The sequence below is a fragment of the Gracilibacillus saliphilus genome, assembly GCF_010994085.1.
In the GTDB taxonomy this organism is placed as follows: Bacteria; Bacillota; Bacilli; order Bacillales; family Amphibacillaceae; genus Gracilibacillus; species Gracilibacillus lacisalsi.
In genome coordinates this window covers 425908-442012 of sequence record NZ_WJEB01000001.1, presented here as the reverse complement: position 1 = coordinate 442012, position 16105 = coordinate 425908, and the positions used below count along the sequence as shown (strand labels likewise).

20 protein-coding genes and 1 pseudogene are annotated in these 16105 nt (G+C 37.6%); 7 read left to right on the top strand and 14 right to left on the bottom strand.

The window, feature by feature from the left end:
• Nucleotides 1-29: 29 nt before the first annotated feature.
• From GHT08_RS02115 to GHT08_RS22540, 4 genes are read right to left on the bottom strand one after another with little or no spacing between them, the layout of a single operon-like run.
• Complete coding sequence (locus tag GHT08_RS02115; protein ID WP_163579364.1) at nucleotides 30-2441, bottom strand: thioesterase domain-containing protein; 2412 nt, start codon at nucleotides 2439-2441, stop codon at nucleotides 30-32.
• Nucleotides 2410-2958 carry a polyketide synthase gene (locus GHT08_RS02110; protein ID WP_163579362.1) on the bottom strand — a complete coding sequence of 183 codons (549 nt, stop codon included), beginning with the start codon at nucleotides 2956-2958 and terminating at the stop codon, nucleotides 2410-2412. Before GHT08_RS02110 ends, GHT08_RS02115 begins: the two co-directional genes overlap by 32 nt.
• Nucleotides 2946-3881, bottom strand: a complete 936-nt coding sequence (locus GHT08_RS02105) for a beta-ketoacyl synthase N-terminal-like domain-containing protein (protein ID WP_163579360.1) — start codon at nucleotides 3879-3881, stop codon at nucleotides 2946-2948. Before GHT08_RS02105 ends, GHT08_RS02110 begins: the two co-directional genes overlap by 13 nt.
• Before the next feature lie 26 nt (nucleotides 3882-3907).
• Nucleotides 3908-4015, bottom strand: a complete 108-nt coding sequence (locus GHT08_RS22540; protein ID WP_420370952.1) for a beta-ketoacyl synthase N-terminal-like domain-containing protein — start codon at nucleotides 4013-4015, stop codon at nucleotides 3908-3910.
• Nucleotides 4016-4203: 188 nt separating this feature from the next.
• Between GHT08_RS22540 and GHT08_RS22470 the strand changes: the two are divergent.
• Nucleotides 4204-4410 (top strand): annotated as a pseudogene (locus GHT08_RS22470) (beta-ketoacyl synthase N-terminal-like domain-containing protein); the annotation flags it as partial.
• On the opposite strand, the gene GHT08_RS02090 reads toward GHT08_RS22470, so the two are convergent.
• On the bottom strand, nucleotides 4403-4975 hold the full coding sequence (locus GHT08_RS02090; RefSeq protein WP_163579356.1) for a ketoreductase domain-containing protein: 573 nt from the start codon (nucleotides 4973-4975) through the stop codon (nucleotides 4403-4405). The pseudogene GHT08_RS22470 and the gene GHT08_RS02090 sit on opposite strands and share 8 nt — an antisense overlap.
• A 556-nt stretch (nucleotides 4976-5531) precedes the next feature.
• Between GHT08_RS02090 and GHT08_RS22100 the strand changes: the two genes are divergently transcribed.
• From GHT08_RS22100 to GHT08_RS22085, 4 genes are all read left to right on the top strand, one after another.
• Nucleotides 5532-5732 carry a recombinase family protein gene (locus GHT08_RS22100; RefSeq protein WP_238343485.1) on the top strand — a complete coding sequence of 67 codons (201 nt, stop codon included), beginning with the start codon at nucleotides 5532-5534 and terminating at the stop codon, nucleotides 5730-5732.
• A 52-nt stretch (nucleotides 5733-5784) separates the two neighbouring features.
• Nucleotides 5785-5964, top strand: a complete 180-nt coding sequence (locus tag GHT08_RS22095) for a recombinase family protein (protein WP_238343484.1) — start codon at nucleotides 5785-5787, stop codon at nucleotides 5962-5964.
• Between the two features lie 105 nt (nucleotides 5965-6069).
• On the top strand, nucleotides 6070-6174 hold the full coding sequence (locus GHT08_RS22090) for a hypothetical protein (protein ID WP_238343483.1): 105 nt from the start codon (nucleotides 6070-6072) through the stop codon (nucleotides 6172-6174).
• Nucleotides 6175-6207: 33 nt separating this feature from the next.
• Nucleotides 6208-6414, top strand: coding sequence for a hypothetical protein (locus GHT08_RS22085; protein WP_238343482.1), 207 nt, complete (start codon nucleotides 6208-6210; stop codon nucleotides 6412-6414).
• Between the two features lie 381 nt (nucleotides 6415-6795).
• Here GHT08_RS22085 and GHT08_RS02080 read toward each other — a convergent pair whose 3' ends face one another.
• The 3 genes from GHT08_RS02080 to GHT08_RS02070 form a co-directional block, all read right to left on the bottom strand.
• Complete coding sequence (locus GHT08_RS02080) at nucleotides 6796-7155, bottom strand: HesB/IscA family protein (RefSeq protein ID WP_163579355.1); 360 nt, start codon at nucleotides 7153-7155, stop codon at nucleotides 6796-6798.
• 93 nt (nucleotides 7156-7248) lie between these two features.
• The gene (gene dapF / locus GHT08_RS02075) at nucleotides 7249-8103 is read right to left on the bottom strand and encodes a diaminopimelate epimerase (protein ID WP_163579354.1); all 855 of its coding nucleotides are present in this window, start codon (nucleotides 8101-8103) and stop codon (nucleotides 7249-7251) included.
• A 16-nt stretch (nucleotides 8104-8119) separates the two neighbouring features.
• Nucleotides 8120-8365, bottom strand: coding sequence for a DUF1450 domain-containing protein (locus tag GHT08_RS02070; RefSeq protein WP_163579353.1), 246 nt, complete (start codon nucleotides 8363-8365; stop codon nucleotides 8120-8122).
• 194 nt (nucleotides 8366-8559) lie between these two features.
• Between GHT08_RS02070 and GHT08_RS02065 the strand changes: the two genes are divergently transcribed.
• Nucleotides 8560-8790 carry a NifU family protein gene (locus GHT08_RS02065; protein ID WP_018930821.1) on the top strand — a complete coding sequence of 77 codons (231 nt, stop codon included), beginning with the start codon at nucleotides 8560-8562 and terminating at the stop codon, nucleotides 8788-8790.
• 659 nt (nucleotides 8791-9449) lie between these two features.
• Here GHT08_RS02065 and thrB read toward each other — a convergent pair.
• The 4 genes from thrB to GHT08_RS02045 form a co-directional block, all read right to left on the bottom strand.
• Complete coding sequence (gene thrB, locus GHT08_RS02060) at nucleotides 9450-10358, bottom strand: homoserine kinase (protein WP_163579352.1); 909 nt, start codon at nucleotides 10356-10358, stop codon at nucleotides 9450-9452.
• Complete coding sequence (gene thrC / locus GHT08_RS02055; protein ID WP_163579351.1) at nucleotides 10355-11416, bottom strand: threonine synthase; 1062 nt, start codon at nucleotides 11414-11416, stop codon at nucleotides 10355-10357. The genes thrB and thrC overlap by 4 nt, the downstream gene beginning before the upstream one ends.
• 5 nt (nucleotides 11417-11421) lie before the next feature.
• The gene (locus GHT08_RS02050) at nucleotides 11422-12714 is read right to left on the bottom strand and encodes a homoserine dehydrogenase (RefSeq protein WP_163579350.1); all 1293 of its coding nucleotides are present in this window, start codon (nucleotides 12712-12714) and stop codon (nucleotides 11422-11424) included.
• Nucleotides 12715-12872: 158 nt separating this feature from the next.
• On the bottom strand, nucleotides 12873-13844 hold the full coding sequence (locus GHT08_RS02045) for a protein kinase family protein (protein WP_163579349.1): 972 nt from the start codon (nucleotides 13842-13844) through the stop codon (nucleotides 12873-12875).
• An 82-nt stretch (nucleotides 13845-13926) separates the two neighbouring features.
• Between GHT08_RS02045 and GHT08_RS02040 the strand changes: the two genes are divergently transcribed.
• Nucleotides 13927-14439, top strand: coding sequence for a phosphatidylglycerophosphatase A family protein (locus GHT08_RS02040; RefSeq protein WP_163579347.1), 513 nt, complete (start codon nucleotides 13927-13929; stop codon nucleotides 14437-14439).
• A gap of 490 nt (nucleotides 14440-14929) precedes the next feature.
• Here GHT08_RS02040 and GHT08_RS02035 read toward each other — a convergent pair whose 3' ends face one another.
• Nucleotides 14930-15328: a YbaN family protein gene (locus GHT08_RS02035; protein ID WP_163579345.1), complete on the bottom strand. Its 399-nt coding sequence runs from the start codon at nucleotides 15326-15328 to the stop codon at nucleotides 14930-14932.
• An 86-nt stretch (nucleotides 15329-15414) separates the two neighbouring features.
• Nucleotides 15415-16008, bottom strand: a complete 594-nt coding sequence (gene mobA, locus GHT08_RS02030; RefSeq protein ID WP_163579343.1) for a molybdenum cofactor guanylyltransferase — start codon at nucleotides 16006-16008, stop codon at nucleotides 15415-15417.
• Nucleotides 16009-16105 lie beyond the last annotated feature (97 nt).

The window sequence follows — 16105 nt, the reverse complement described above, 5'->3', positions numbered from 1 at the left end:
TTTATTAAAAAACATGTGAGAATTGTTAACTATAGACTTTCAATTACCTCTGTTGTAGGGATTTTTCCATTCTCCATCCGAATGTAACCTTCCAGCTCTAGTATTTCAATCCAAGAGTTAAAGAGACTTGAGTACACTGGTGACAATTCAAGTTTTTCTAACAGTTCCTGTTTGTTATATATTTTGCCTGCTTCCTGGAATACGTCCATATCCTGGAAGGTTTGTAGCAGGAGTGTGGCATCTTGTACTGGTGCAGTCTCTTTACTCTTCTTTGTTTCACTCATAGAACTACATGATTCTAGTAAACGAAGCACTTTTGGAGCAACCTCGCTAAGAATTGGTTCTTCTAATATCCCATTGTGATCACATTCTACTGTAAAGACATCTAAATCCTTCTTCACCATATTATTCCAGTAAGTAGAGTAATCGTAACCATCTAAAATATTTACTCCTAGTAAACCTAGTGGATTGTCGTCAGATACGAAACCTTTTGTAGTTTTAAAAAATGTCACATTAGATACATCATAGGAATCCGGTTTATGTGTAGCATAAGCTTCTTCCGCATAGTCAGAAACAAGCATTCCACCTCTTATAAAATTACAAATTTCATCTGTTTCGATTAACGTACCGCTTTTCTCTTTAGCTAATTTAGCAAGATAAGAGGTTTGTAAGCGTCTAGGTACATCTTTTATATCTTCATTTGTAATCAACAGCTCCGGATTCTCATCCGACTTTAAAAACGCATTTACTAGAAATAGCTTCAAAAAGTCAAAATCATATGTTCCATAGAATAGTTCATTCACTTCTTCCGTTGGTGGATAGGTGGCAAACATAATGAGATGTAGGATTTCTTCTCCTTCCGCTTTAAGACGTCGTGCAATTTCCATGGCGACTAATCCACCGAAGGAGTATCCACCAAAAAAGTAAGGTCCGTTCGGTTGAATCATTCGGACACAATTGTAATAATGGTCAACCATTTCGTCAAACAAGTGCGGCATTGTTTTACCACCCATTCCACGTGCTTGAAAAGCATACATTGGATAGTCTGGTCCCAAAATCCGAGATAAATTTCGGAAAACGGTAGAATACCCAGTAGCCCCATGGAACCAAAAGGAAATTTGTTTATTCCCCTTTGTGTTAATTGGAATCAATTCCGGTGGGTATTTCGGCTTCCTTACCTTTGGTTTGGAAGATACACGTGTTGATTCGATATCCAGTGGCTTCATTTCTTCTAAAATATAGTCACCCAAAGCAGAAATAGTTGGGTACTCCACGATAACATTCGCATCCATTTGTTCGCCAAAACGTTCTTCTACAACTTGGATAATTACCGAAGAAAGCATAGAATCGACACCATACTCAGAAAGTTCTACATCTTCTTCAATTTCCGTTGGATCAAGCTTTAGCTTTTCAGCTAAAATTTCCTTTAACATTTGGATTATCTGCTCACGGTTTAAATCCTTATTTGTCTCGGTTTCTTCGCCTTCGATACTCGTAACCGCTAATTCAAGATTGGTCCTATTCATGAGAGATTGTTCTGTTTGAATGCGATCTTTTTTGGGTTGAGATTTTGGTGCCCAATAACGCTCCTTGGCGAACGGATAAGTCGGTAGTGATACACGTTGGATTACCTGATTGGCATATAATAACCTTTCCCAATTAATTTGTACTCCATTTATCCACTTTCTAGCCAATTGATGCAAATCTTCAGTTTGCAATAATTGTTCGATTTCTTCCTCTTGATTAACTGTCTGTTCATCCAAACCGCTAGCGGAAACGACCCTCCCTTGGTAGAGTCCATTAATGCTATCTCCTCCACGCACAAAATCCTTTAACATTGCCGTTAATTCCTGAGGAGTAGCTGCTACACAGGCGATTCGTGTGTCCATTTCCTCTCTACCCATTTGTAAAGTACAGGCCCAGCGTTTGCCCATATCATAATGGTTTTTGTTAGTATCACTTTGCCCGCCGATTCCAAATGTAGATTGTAAATAGTCTGCTAGTTCACTAATTGTCTTATAGTAGTTCTGCATTGTCATCGCCGGCTGAAGGTCCATCTCATATTTTGCATATAACTCCGTAAACAAGCGATTCCATTGCACATTTCCGAATCCGTAATCTTCAAATTCCTCAAATGGGTCTATATCCTGTGGACTAACATTCATAATCTTAGCAATAATGTCGGTTAACTCCGACTGGAAGCTGTCTTTTGATAAGGAAGACTGCTTCTGATTCATTGTCTCCTTCTCTATAAAATCTATAAATTGTTGTGCATATTCTACTAACCGTTCTTCATTTCTTGCAGACAATACTATTAATTGATTACTAGTTTCCGTTTCAATTGTTTCTGGGGTCTCCTCATATTCTTCTAAAATAATATGAGCATTCACACCACCAAAGCCAAAGGAACTAACTCCTGCCCCGTCGTGGAACTTTATCACCACAATCGTCCGTTATCCGTTCCCAATTACGCGTTTTTTCCGTGATATAAAATGGCGTTTTATCAAGTCGCACATATGGATTGACTTCATTAAGATGCAATATTCCTGGTAATTTTTTATGTTTCATCGCAAGAATTACTTTCATAATTCCTGCAATTCCTGATGCAGGCTCTAAATGACCAATGTTTGTCTTGACGGAGCCGATTTCACAATAGGACTGCTTAGTCAATTGCTTCCCTTGATTACGTGCTAGTTGTTTAAATGCCTTTTTAATTCCTTCAAATTCCACAGGGACACCAAGCTCTGTACCAGTACCATGCAGCTCTAAATAACTAATAGTCTCCGGGTCAAAGCCCGCTTCTTCATAAGCTTCCGTTAACAAGCTCGCCTGTGCGTCAGAATTGGGTGCCGTTAATGAGTTAGCTTTACCACCATGATTGACAGCTGTACCTTTAATAACGGAATAAATATGGTGGTTATCAGCAATCGCTTTACTTAATGGCTTCAGCATAAGCATGCCGATTCCTTCCCCTTTGACGTAACCATTGGCACCGGCGCCAATGTTTTACAACGTCCATCTGGTGATAAAATTCTCATTTGTCCAGTACTAATCATACCATATGGTGCTAAATTTAAGCTAACTCCACCCGCAATCGCTACTTCACTCTCACCATTTCTAATTGATTGAACCGCACGATGGATAGCAACTGATGAGCTAGAACATGCGGTGTTGTAGGGTTCACTTGGCCCATGGAAATTTAACAGATAAGAGATACGATTCACTAAAATGGAAAGCTCATTACCAGTTCCCATTTGCGCATTAAACTGTTCATCATCGTGCAGCAATTGTAAGTAATCCTGGAACTGTGCACCAATGAATAATCCAACTTTACGTCCAGAGTAGCAAGACGCCTTATATCCTGCATCTTCGATTGTTTTCCATACCGTCTGTAATGCTAGACGTTGTTGTGGGTCCATCATTTCTGCTTCATAAGGTGAAATGTTAAAAAATCTTGGATCAAATTTATCAACATCCTCGATAAACCCACCCCAGTTCGAAGGGGAATAAAGTTTACTAGCCTTGTCAGAAAACTCCTTCCAATCCCAACGCTCCTCAGGTACTTTTGAAATCATGTCAGTCTCATTCACCAGGTTGTTCCAGTACTCCTCCAAATTTTTGGATTGTGGAAAAATACCATCCATTCCAATAATGGCAATAGGCTCATGCTCATAATTGCTTGTATGTTGCGATTTTGAGACAGGTGTTTCTGGTTGTTTCAGTTTTCTTTCTTTATCTGTTGCCTGCTTAACCTCTAAGGTTTGATTGTTTTGATAGTAAGACCGTATTTCATCACTGAATTCGTCTAGCATGTATTCTGCTATACCAGCAATGTGACTCTGATCAAAAAACGCTGTTAGTAAAATGTCAACTTGATACAAAGTACTCAATTCGTCTGATAGTTCTTTTAAACTGACAGAATCAAACCTTGATAGATTGACTTACCCGCTATTGCGGTATCAGCTTCACCCCTCTTACAAGCAAGATGTAGTGCCGTTAAGGAAGAAGAACACATCGTATCCACTGCCATACTTGGTCCAGTCCATATAGTACGACACCCGATTAGCTACTGATGCATGAGAAGAACCCGGGACAAAGCCTTCACCCTTCAGTACATTCTGTATGCCATACATTTGGTATTGATCATACATAACGACGACAAATACGCCCATACGACTTTTCTTTAATACGGATAGGAAAGGTGATGAACCTGTAGCTATTATTGGTGTTAGCGGACGCTACCCGATGGCGGATAACCTGGATGAATTTTGGGAGAATCTAAAAGATGGAAAGGATTGTATTACCGAAATTTCAGAGGAACGATGGGAACCGAAGCATAGTTATAGTGATAGTAAATGGGGAGGATTCATCAATGACGTGGATAAATTTGATCCACTCTTCTTCAATATACAGATGCTAACGATGAGAAAAGAGCGAAGAAGTCTAGATGCTCATGTTTAGTAAATTCATCAAGCCACAACGTGCCATACAGCTTAGGGTCAACTGCTGCTTGTATTTCATCAAGTGACTTATTCATGATAAGGCCGTCACGAAGCACACCCGCACCGTGTATAACTCCATTGATTTCTCCAAATTTCTGCTTAGCTGCCACAACAAGTGCTTGTACATCCTCTTTTTGAGTAACTTCTGCTTGTTGGTAGATTGCTTCTGACCCAAGCCTTTCCAAGTCCTGTACTTGTGCTTGTTGTTTTGTAGTGAGGGAAGAACGCCCGATCAATACCAATTTAGCTTGATAGTTCTTAGCTAGAAAGTTGGCCAATGTGAAACCTATGCCTCCAAGTCCACCAGTAATCACATAGCTCCCAGCTTTTCGGAATGGCACTTCCTCTTCGGTTTGATTTTTAGATATATATGGACGTAACACTAACCCCCAACGCTCACCAACTAAATAGCGCACCTGTTCAATGTGTTTAGGTAATTCAGTTTGAGACTGGACAGCAGCAAACTCATGCATAAATATCCGCGATGGAGTGAATTCATTATCCTGTTCAATACACTGGTATCGAAAACTAGGATTCTCTTGAATTAACGTTTGTAACCAACTAGAAACCGCTGCATATACGGGCTGGAATTCTCCTTGATTCGGATGGCTGTAACTAGGAGGTGAAAATGTGGTTACAGATATAACATCTGCTGACTGAACAAAAAAGTATATGCGTATTCACTTTCAATGTAGGATAGTATTAATAGCATCCCACATACCCAATGACAAGCACGCTCGATAACACAATTGTCCATTTTTTCCGTTCTAAAAATAAGCCTAATTGAAAGAATAACAAATACTATAGCTCCAACTAGAAAAAATATATATTTTCACTGATACTCATGTATTTTTCTCCCTTTAAATTCTTGATTCATAAAAATACATTTACCATGATGGAATGTCTTTATTTCCATGAATTTAAAACCAACTTCGGATAAGCTTTCTTTCAGAATTAGCCGTTTCATTTCTGGACGTCCTTTTACGGATTTCTGTAATAATATGGAAAATCTCCCGACTTTCAAGAAATATGTTAGATACACTCACGATTCTAGATAAGTTTGAAAAATACAATGTAAAATTTATATCCGACTCTGAGAACTTTGATACCAGTAGTCCTATAGGCCGTTTAGTACTTCAAATTATGGCTTCTATTGCTGAAATGGAGCGTAATACTTTAGCAGAAAACGTAAGTCTAGGAATGAAGCAACAGGCATTAGAAGGGCGATAGAACGGTGGTATTGTATTTGGATACGACACTGTAAAGAAGGAACTTGTTATCAATGAAAAGGAAGCAGAAAGTAGTACAACTCATCTATCATATGTATACAGATGGTAAAGGGCTAAGAGCAATTTCTAACCACTTAAATAAAGCAGGATATATGACGAAACGTAGAAAAGGGAAAAATCCTAATCCCATCCTTGTAGAAAGAAAGCATGAAGCTATTATTTCCGATGAATGAAATATTGTACAAGCAAGAAGAAAAAGTGAGTCGTTTAAGCAACGTCGATCGAACGAACCATTTTTATTTAGTCGCCTCTTACGTTGTCCAGATTGTGGTCAATCAATGGTTCCTTCTATTACAACATACACACTAAAAAATGGAATGAAACAAAAACACCGCTATTACGTCTGTAGTGACTTTCATAACAAAGGATCCTCCGCATGTTAAGCTAATTCCATTAAGGCAGGTGAAGCAGAGGATATGGTCATTAAAAGAATTGAACAATTCATTTCTAATAAGAAAAAGTTGTATGAAACTCTCGCAGACATTAGTTCTAGTTCTGCTCATTCGATAAGTCGGCTTAATAAAGAACTAGAAGCGATTAAAAAACAGTTAAAGAAAATTGAACAATTACAAGGGAAGTATATGACATTCAGCCATTTAACAAAGTACCACCAGTCTTTTTGATAATCCTTCAAGGTTCTTTCTCTTAATCCTTCTGCACTTTTCCCGAAATGACTAAATCAATTGCCTGTTCCAACGTAAGTTTAGGATATTCCTTTTGATTAGACATTTTTCCTACTGGTTTTCGTTTCTTCCTCTTGTTTAAAGCAATAAAAAAACTACCTCCTCAATAGTATTGTTTAAACATTTACTATCAAAAAGGTAGTGATTCACAGCCTCGATTACATCAATCTGGGGTTGTTATTATGCACATTCATTCACACTTGTGAATCTTCATATTCTTACTGTAATTCATAACCATTTAGAGATTTTTATTTTGGAAAATTCCACCTTTAAATAAAAGCATTAAATCTCTAACAAATGTTGATACAACAGTCTTTAAAATTAGCAATTTCCCGGTGTTCCTTCTCGTTCCTTCGCTTTAAACGATGATCCACAACCACAAGAAACAATGGCGTTCGGATTATCGATTGTGAATCCGCCCCCCATCATGTTCTGTTTGAAATCGATGGTTGTTCCTTCGATCACATCAATATCAAACTTCTTGATTGTTAATGGGATACCATTTGATTCTTCCGTATGATCTAATTCTTCATTCACATCATAATCAAACGCTAATGAATAAGAAAGACCACTGCATCCTCCACCTTTGACACCAAAACGTAAACGTACTGTTTCTGCATCCTCTTCTTTCATCATTTCTTCTATTTGATGTCTTGCGTTATCCGTAATATTAATAACCATAGAAAAAACTCCTTTTTCTAAGTACTTGTAATACTTATTGTATGATCAAGTATACAAACTCAATTCTTGTAATTCAATATTTTTGCTTTGGATTTACTCCATGAAAAATGTTCCTTCAATCGTCGTTTCCGCTTTGCCGCGCATCCAAACATGATCATCTGCTGCCCAAGTAATATATAAATCCCCTCCGGCTAAATGAACGGTTATCTCTCTTCCGTTTTCTAATTTACCATTTAAAATCGATGCTACGACCGAAGCACAAGCCCCAGTACCACATGCCTGTGTCACACCTGATCCGCGTTCCCATACTCGAAAATGAATTTCCTCGTCATTCACTTGCTCAATAAACTCAACATTGACACTTTCAGGGAATCGTTGATCTTTTTCAATAATCGGTCCCAATGTTGTTAAAGGTGCTTCATTTATATCATCCACGAAAAAAACAGCATGCGGATTCCCCATCGAAACGGTAGTTACTTCCAGTTTTTCGTCTTGAACTTCAAATGGCTCAGCTACAACCTGATCCTGGTCCTCACCTAACATAGGAATTTTTGATCGTTTTAATATCGGCACACCCATATCAACGGTTACTTCCTTTACTTGTGATCGGTCTCCGTGTACTTCTGCACTAACATTTCCTGCTTTTGTTTCGATTGTAAATTGTTTTGCATCTACTAATTGATGTTCATAGGCATACTTTGCTACACAACGCAAACCGTTGCCACAGTTTTTTCCTTCTGAACCATCTTTATTGAAGATGCGCATGCCAACAGCGGCTTTATCAGTAGGGTGAATTAGTATTAAACCATCAGATCCAATTCCTGTATCTTTATCTGCAACAGCTATTGCCAAATCGGCCAGAATATTTTCTTGTAATGGAAAGTCAAATACATTGATAAAAATGTAACTGTTTCCGAGTCCATGCATTTTTGTAAAAGGTATATTCATTTCTTTATCTCCTCTTTTATAACTGATCCATTAGTTCATTATCGATATAATCGTTAATATTATCTAATAATTGCTCTGGAGTATCTGCAGTGATTGGTTTTCCATTTACAATTGCTTTATGAAAATGGCGACAAATACCACAATAACTTGTACAACCATATTCTGCTACATCTATATCAGGATCTTTTAATAATTGTTGTCGGACTTGCTCAGTACCTTTGGCAAGGTTTTTTACACAAAATCCAACTCTGATTCTTATCATCATTATATCACACCTTCAGTATATCTTAAGGTTCATCTGCCTAATATATTTTTAACACACTTTTATTTACAAATAAATGAATAACAGATAAAATGATATTGAAAATGTTTATCATTCATGTGACATATACGATAGCTTTATAAACAAACAACCTTGATAATAGAGTAGTAGTAAGGAAAGGAGAGTTTCCATTCATGGAAGAACAATCAGCTCAAGTACAGGAAGTATTAAATAAATTACGTCCATTTTTATTACGTGATGGTGGCGATGTCGAATTAGTCGATGTGGAAGATGGTATCGTACGTTTACGTTTGATGGGTGCATGTGGTAACTGCCCAAGCTCCACCATTACTTTGAAAGCAGGGATTGAACGTGCACTAATGGCAGAAGTACCTGGTGTAACTGAAATTGAACAAGTATTTTAATTGTACATTATAAAAAAGGAAACGGTCCTACGTGAGAGGCGTTTCCTTTTTTTGTATCCATTTTTAATGAATCCTTGTCCTTTCAAATAAGTTTGGTCCATGATCATGCCATAAAAGTGAATAAGAAAACTGACAAACCTCGCCGGACCATTGTTAAATGCTAATTTAATAATGATGAAATAGTTGAACAGCTTAACCGCCACTCCGGCTTCCCACTTCCCTTTCCTTGGGTTTTGTCCTTTAGCTAACTTTTTCGAAGAAAACTCGTTCGAAAAAGTGGATCTTCAGGTCAAACAATTCCCACAGGAGTGGAAATGGGCGGCCTTCGCTATGATCGTCCTCTACAACGCTAGCATGAGGTAACATGGTTGTATTTACTCACAAATAGCAATTTTCACAAAGTCAACTATTACTTATGACAAGAATGGTTGCACCTCCTCATAGCGTAGACAAATTACGGGGATTCCTGCGGGATTAGCGGGAGCTGAAAATCCTCTTTGAAAATGTTTTTCTTTGCAAAGTTAGTTGAGGCCGTACCCGCGGAAAGCGAAGTAATTAGCGGAACACGTTCATTGCGCTAATTTTATACTTAACTTACAAAAAAAGAGATAAACCCGTTTAAAATGGGGTTATCTCTTATCAATAAGTAATCTTTATTGTTATTTTTTAATTTCTTCACGGATTTGTTCAACGAACGATCCGGTGTTTTCTACTTGTAGCGGGAGCCATTGATATTCTGGGTATTCTGTTTTCCACTTTTTGACGAGTGAAAATACCTTTTTATCATCCACCACTGCAATCATCGTCGGACCTGCCCCACTTAGAAAAACGCCATAAGCACCTTCATTTAAATAACTATAAAGCTCATCATAGTGAGCAATTAATGCTTTTCGATATGGCTGGTGGAAAGGGTCTTTTTCCATCATCTCACCTAATGTTTCCCAATCACCTTGGCAAATAGCCGCTACACTTACATTCGCTACACTGCTGGCTTGCACACCTTCTTTAAATGTAAATTGATCTGGTAATACAGCACGAGCATCCTTTGTTTTTAATTCAAAACTTGGAATCACCGCTACAAAAGTAACACCTTTTACTGGAATTTGTGTGTAAGACACTTTACCGTCGTAATGCCCAACCACACAACCACCTAAAAGAGATGGTGCTACATTGTCCGGATGCCCTTCAATATCTGTCGCAATTTGAAGTTTATCATCATCAGTTAATTGTAAATCCAATAAAATATTGGCTAATTCTATTCCAGCAATTATAGCTGTTGCACTGCTTCCTAAACCTCTTGCAAGCGGAATCTCACTCTTCATCTCAACACGGCAGGCAGGCATTTGATCAGGTCGCCCGTATTGGGTCGCCACTTGTTCCGCAATCTCATAGACTAAATTGTCCTTACCTGTTGGAATTCCTTCCAAACAGGCAGAACTAGCTATAAATTCCCATTGATCTGCTTCTGTTACATGTAATTCTAAATATAAGTTTAGTGCCAAACCAATCGAATCAAAACCCGCTCCCAAGTTAGATGTACTCAATGGTACTTTTATTGACCAGCTCATGCCTTGACACTACCTAAAATTTCATTGATGATTACTTCTTCCTCATTTGGCAATACAGTAGGTTTAACTTCACTATAATTGATTGCTGTATCTGGATCTTTTAAGCCATTACCAGTTAAAACTGTAACAACTGTTGATCCTTTTTCTACTTTACCTTCTTTTAATTTTCTCAGTAAGCCTGCCACAGATGCGCAAGAAGCTGGTTCAGCAAATACCCCTTCATTTTGGGCAATCCATTGGTATGCTTCAATCATTTCTTCATCTGTAATTTCATCGATCTGACCATTAGATTCATCACGAGCGTTTACAGCACCTTGCCAGCTTGCAGGATTACCGATGCGAATAGCTGTACCTACTGTTTCTGGGTTTTCGAATACGCGATTATGTACAATCGCTGCCGCACCACTTGCTTCAAACCCCATCATTTTCGGTAAACCTGTTTGTTTCTTGTCATTATATTCTTTAAATCCTTTCCAGTATGCCGTGATGTTTCCGGCATTACCTACAGGAATGAATAAGTACTCAGGTGCTTTGCCTAGTTCATCACAAACTTCAAATGCAGCGGTTTTTTGGCCTTCGATACGGTATGGATTAACAGAGTTCACTAAAGCCACTTCACCTGATTCTGCTAGTTTACGTACATAGCGCAATGCATCGTCAAAATTACCATCAATAGCATAAATTTCAGCGCCATACATAACTGCTTGTGCTAGTTTACCTTGTGCTATTTTTCCATCTGGAATAACCACGATACATTTTAAACCAGCTCTGGCAGCAAAGGCAGCCGCAGATGCTGATGTATTACCGGTTGAAGCACAGATAACTGCTTTTGCACCCTCTTCTACAGCTTTTGCCATAGCCATCACCATACCACGATCTTTGAATGAACCTGTTGGGTTTAATCCGTCAAATTTTGCATATGCATTTATCCCATATTTTTCAGATAATGTTTCTAATTTGTATAAAGGTGTATTCCCTTCATATAAAGTTAACATTGGAGTTTTTTCAGTAATTGGTAATAATTCTTGATACTCTTTCAACAGTCCTTGCCATGCCATAGTCATTAATCCTCCCCATCGACGCGATAACAACTGATTATTTCATTAACAACGTCTAATCCTTTTAGATTTTCTCTACTATTTAATAATTGCTGCTTACTGATTTTGTGCGTAACCATCACAATTTCTGCCATTTTTTCTTTGTCAGAAGGTAATTGCAAGATCTTTTGGAAACTCACTTTTTCACTGGTAAACACGTTCGTTATGTTTTGGAAAGTGCCAGCTTCATCATCTACTTCCATACGAATGAAATATTGCATATACTTTTCATCATTTTCTTTTAATTGTTTTTCATATTGTGGAATGACATACTCATTTCCGGTAATACCAAGGCGGATATTTTTCACTACATCCATTAAATCGGAAACAACCGCTGTTGCAGTTGGCATGCTTCCTGCTCCTGGTCCGTAGAACATCGTCTCCCCTACTGCTTCACCATAGACATATACGGCATTAAATTCATTTTTTACTAATGCTAACGGATGATCTTTCGGTAAAAGTGTTGGCTCAACACTTACTTCTACTTTTCCATTATGGATCGATGCAATCCCTATTAATTTAATAGTATACCCTAAACTTGTCGCAAAAGTAATATCTTCTTGCGAAATTGTTCGAATTCCTGACACTTCCACATCATCTAAGCCAATTTCCATTTTAAATGCTAGGTTCGCAAGCAGTGTCATTTTTCGCGCAGCATCTAATCCGTCCACATCTGACGTAGGATCTGCTTCGGCAAAACCAAGTGCTTGTGCCTCTTTTAAAACTGGTTCAAATTCTAATTCATCGTCTGTCATTTTGGTAAGAATATAGTTAGTTGTCCCATTAACAATCCCCATAATTTTTTGAATACGATCAGATGCAAGTCCTTCTGTTAATGAGCGAATAATCGGGATACCACCGGCAACACTAGCGTCATATAAAATATCACAATTATTTTCTTTGGCTAATCGTAGTAATTTCTGACCGTGAACCGCCATTAAATCTTTGTTAGCTGTGACAATATGTTTTTTATTATGGATTGCTTTTTCTAACAAAAGGTTAGTATCTTCAATACCTCCCATCACTTCGATTATAATATCGAGCTCCGGGTTGTTAACTAATTCCTCTGGATTATCGGTTAACCATTCCTGCTGGATGATAACATCTCGATTCTTTTTCGTATCATTAACCAGAATTTTTTTTATTTGAATTTCACTACCAACTTTATATTTTATTTCATCAGCGTGGCTTTGTAACAGTTTGACAACCCCAGTTCCGACTGTACCAAGCCCACATAAACCAACATTAACTTGATCCATCTAGACGTCCTCCCTTTGTTTACGTTACGTGTACATCTGTTTATATATAGTGGACATTATACATGTGAATCCGATCTTTATCAAGGCACAATCGTCTAAAAATTAAAAAAAATATACACCTCCATCTTTGCCAATGGAGATGCATGAATAACTATCTACTACACATCTAACAACCAATCTATTTGTATACTATTTATTTCTCTTTGCTCAATTCCGATTTGATAAAAAAATGTCCGCAAATTTTCTTCATAAACAGCTTGATTTTCGACCAATTCATCTATATCTAAATGATGATTAGAAGTTTGGCGAATTTGATCCATGGAATCCAATAAATGAATAGGAAAAATCAATCGAGCATATAATAGTTTCCATCCGAATGCTGATATTGGTATGTTAGATACATAGCGTTGCAAAAATTGTTGACATTCCTGAGAGGATAATCCATTCGGAGTTAGCATGTACTTCCTTAACTTCTCCGCCATGTCACGAACAGGATGATCATAAACAAAGCGATTACTCCAAATAAATACTTCGCTCATATCACTTTGATAACGTCCGAAAGTAATCGAAGGCTGATCACTTTCATTAAATTGTGATTCTTGTTCGACAATATGCATATATTGAATTGCATTTTCTGCCAGGCCAACAATATAGGGAAACATGTTGACAAATCCGCGGATAAAGGGAGATGCTGGTCGTTGTTGATATAATTGTTTATAAAGTGCCTCATATTGATCTATCTTGGTAATCCATAACTCTTTCCATCTTCCATAGCTGTTCATCGTACTTGGTTGATATGGATAGCCAAACCCAGTTTGATGAAAACCAGATAATTTAGTGGCTTCTTCCCGTTGATCATCGTTATATATCGCATAACATAGTAAATACTTCTCCTTACCAATGGACGTAAGAAATTGATTGTGTACATTTGGAATCGGACAAGTAACATTCGTCCAGCCTTGTTGATGATAATGCGTTGCAATTGTATATAACTCAAGAGCAAATCGTTCTGTTATCGATGTAGGTATAATAAAATAATAATACGACTGATCTGCAAAAGTTAAATACGGTTTGTCTGAGACTTGTTTAGTAGGCACCTGAATTGGGTAGTGTAAGAATATAGGATGCACTGTATTTCCCCCTTTAATGTCTATATAATAAACTATATGTATACCATGAAATGAAAATGATGAATATAGGATGTGATCAAGTATGACAAATGTACGAAAACAGACAGAATTAGAACAAAAAGCAAGGCAATGGTTAAAAGATCGAGGTGTCACCTTAGAGGATATTGCAGAATTAGTTTATTTTTTACAGAATAAATATCAGGATGAATTAACGTTAGAGCATTGTTACGAAAATGTAGACAAGGTATTAATGAAACGTGAAGTGCAAAATGCCATCATAACCGGTATTCAACTTGATGTTTTAGCAGAAGAAAATAAATTAGAGTCTCCTCTCCAGGAAATATTGGAAACAGATGAAAGTTTGTATGGTATTGATGAAGTGATTGCATTGTCGATCGTCAATGTCTACGGTTCGATCGGATTCACGAATTATGGATACATCGACAAACAAAAACCTGGTATTCTAGAGAAATTAAACGATAAATCTCAAGGTTGTCATACCTTTTTAGATGACATCGTGGGTGCAATCGCAGCTGCTGCCTCATCCCGCTTAGCCCACAGTGCAGCCAATGAACAATCAATAGATGACGAATAAGAAGGTATACCTCTTTTTCGATAGTTAATCGAAGGAGGTATACCTTTTTCATAAGGAAAACTTATTTAGAGATTTCAATGCTATAATTCAGCGCTTTTATGGAATAATAATCCAAGTAGCCGCAGTGGTGGTCAAGTTGTTCAAATATTTCATCATTACTATCAAAGTAATAATGGACCGGCAGGGGTTGCCGGTTTTTCTTATCAGATAGGAAAGCGCGGCATGATAGTATTTTTGTATCATAGGTGGTCATACTGAAATGATATGTAGACGGAAAGCATCGCTCCGGCTGCCTGCTTCTCTTTCCGTGGGATCAGCGTAATCTGAAGATCCACTTTTGTAAAGGGATCTTCTTTACAAAAGTTAGCTGAAGACACGCCCCACGGAAAGAGAAGTGGGCAAGCCGCAGCGGTTGTTACGCCTATTATTTAGGTCAAAACAACTAATTTACACAGGATCGGGTGGGCTTTCCCGGTTTTTCTTATGTTTTTCACCCCATTATTTCTGAACTTTTATGTTTCACTTTTAAAAGAGGCGAAGTAAAGATAAATAATGTTACAAAGATAGCAATCCCAAGCATAAAGACCTTTACAAGAAATAAAGGTATCATAGTAAGCGTAAATATTACACTTGTCCAAACAACGGTAACAGCAAAAACCTTAATTCGAAGCGGCACACCTTTCCCGCTCTTATAATCTGCTATATAATGCCCGAAGTATGGATTTGTCATAAGCCAGTTGTACAAGCGAGGCGATGATTTACCATAACAAAAACTTGCTAATAGGACTAATGGCGTTGTAGGAAGTAATGGGACGATAATCCCTATTAACCCCATAATAAGACTGAGACTCCCCCCTACTATCCATAGTGTCCTTTTGAAATTCCACATTTTACTCACTCCAATTTATCATACTGCTAAAAAGATAACAGACGCTAATACCCTGATAAGTTTCGCTAATAATCAAGGTCACTTGATCATAGGCTCGCATTATCTCTTACAAAGCGTTGATATTCTTCCTGTGTGTTGATATTGATAAAATATTTCTCTTCATCCGCAGAAAAATCGACGTATGTTACCGTTAATTTGTCTAACAATTGATGCATGGAACGCTTACCAGCAATTAATTGTTGTTTCATCACACCAATAGTATCAAGTTTATATAGGGCAATTAACGGCTGGATTCTATTATTTATCCTTGGGACAATAGCATCTACACGATCATCTGTATAACTGATTAATCTCTTTAACATAAATGGTTCTATTAATGGTGTATCAACAGGTAAGACGAGATACCAATTAGCAGCATTATTATTCATTGCAGAATAAATCCCCGCTAGCGGCCCAAGTCCTTTAAAAAGCTCTAGATCTTTGATGACATCAATGTTTTCCGTTTCATGTTGTAAAGGTTGATTATCACGCACTACGAAATACGTGTTATCCACACAAGCTAACATCACGCTTAAGGCATTTTCATAGAAGGTATTTCCTTGATAAGAAGCAAATGCTTTGTCCTTCATAAACCTTGATGACTTACCTCCATTTAACACGATACCCATGATTTTTTCCACTTATTTTACACCTCTCGTTCACTTTTTCACAAAATGGTCAAAGTTCTTTCACGAAATTGTTTTTCTTTTCTACAATTACTTACTCATAACCATGCTA

Bases quoted from the DNA above. Each gene is read 5' to 3' on its own strand.
- GHT08_RS02110 (WP_163579362.1), bottom strand. From the start codon at position 2,958: ATGCTTATGCTGAAGCCATTAAGTAAAGCGATTGCTGATAACCACCAT.
- GHT08_RS22540 (WP_420370952.1), bottom strand. From the start codon at position 4,015: ATGTGTTCTTCTTCCTTAACGGCACTACATCTTGCTTGTAAGAGGGGT.
- GHT08_RS02090 (WP_163579356.1), bottom strand. From the start codon at position 4,975: ATGCATGAGTTTGCTGCTGTCCAGTCTCAAACTGAATTACCTAAACAC.
- GHT08_RS22100 (WP_238343485.1), top strand. From the start codon at position 5,532: ATGTTAGATACACTCACGATTCTAGATAAGTTTGAAAAATACAATGTA.
- GHT08_RS22095 (WP_238343484.1), top strand. From the start codon at position 5,785: ATGAAAAGGAAGCAGAAAGTAGTACAACTCATCTATCATATGTATACA.
- GHT08_RS22090 (WP_238343483.1), top strand. From the start codon at position 6,070: ATGGTTCCTTCTATTACAACATACACACTAAAAAATGGAATGAAACAA.
- GHT08_RS22085 (WP_238343482.1), top strand. From the start codon at position 6,208: ATGGTCATTAAAAGAATTGAACAATTCATTTCTAATAAGAAAAAGTTG.
- GHT08_RS02080 (WP_163579355.1), bottom strand. From the start codon at position 7,155: ATGGTTATTAATATTACGGATAACGCAAGACATCAAATAGAAGAAATG.
- dapF (WP_163579354.1), bottom strand. From the start codon at position 8,103: ATGAATATACCTTTTACAAAAATGCATGGACTCGGAAACAGTTACATT.
- GHT08_RS02070 (WP_163579353.1), bottom strand. From the start codon at position 8,365: ATGATAAGAATCAGAGTTGGATTTTGTGTAAAAAACCTTGCCAAAGGT.
- GHT08_RS02065 (WP_018930821.1), top strand. From the start codon at position 8,560: ATGGAAGAACAATCAGCTCAAGTACAGGAAGTATTAAATAAATTACGT.
- thrB (WP_163579352.1), bottom strand. From the start codon at position 10,358: ATGAGCTGGTCAATAAAAGTACCATTGAGTACATCTAACTTGGGAGCG.
- thrC (WP_163579351.1), bottom strand. From the start codon at position 11,416: ATGGCATGGCAAGGACTGTTGAAAGAGTATCAAGAATTATTACCAATT.
- GHT08_RS02050 (WP_163579350.1), bottom strand. From the start codon at position 12,714: ATGGATCAAGTTAATGTTGGTTTATGTGGGCTTGGTACAGTCGGAACT.
- GHT08_RS02040 (WP_163579347.1), top strand. From the start codon at position 13,927: ATGACAAATGTACGAAAACAGACAGAATTAGAACAAAAAGCAAGGCAA.
- GHT08_RS02035 (WP_163579345.1), bottom strand. From the start codon at position 15,328: ATGTGGAATTTCAAAAGGACACTATGGATAGTAGGGGGGAGTCTCAGT.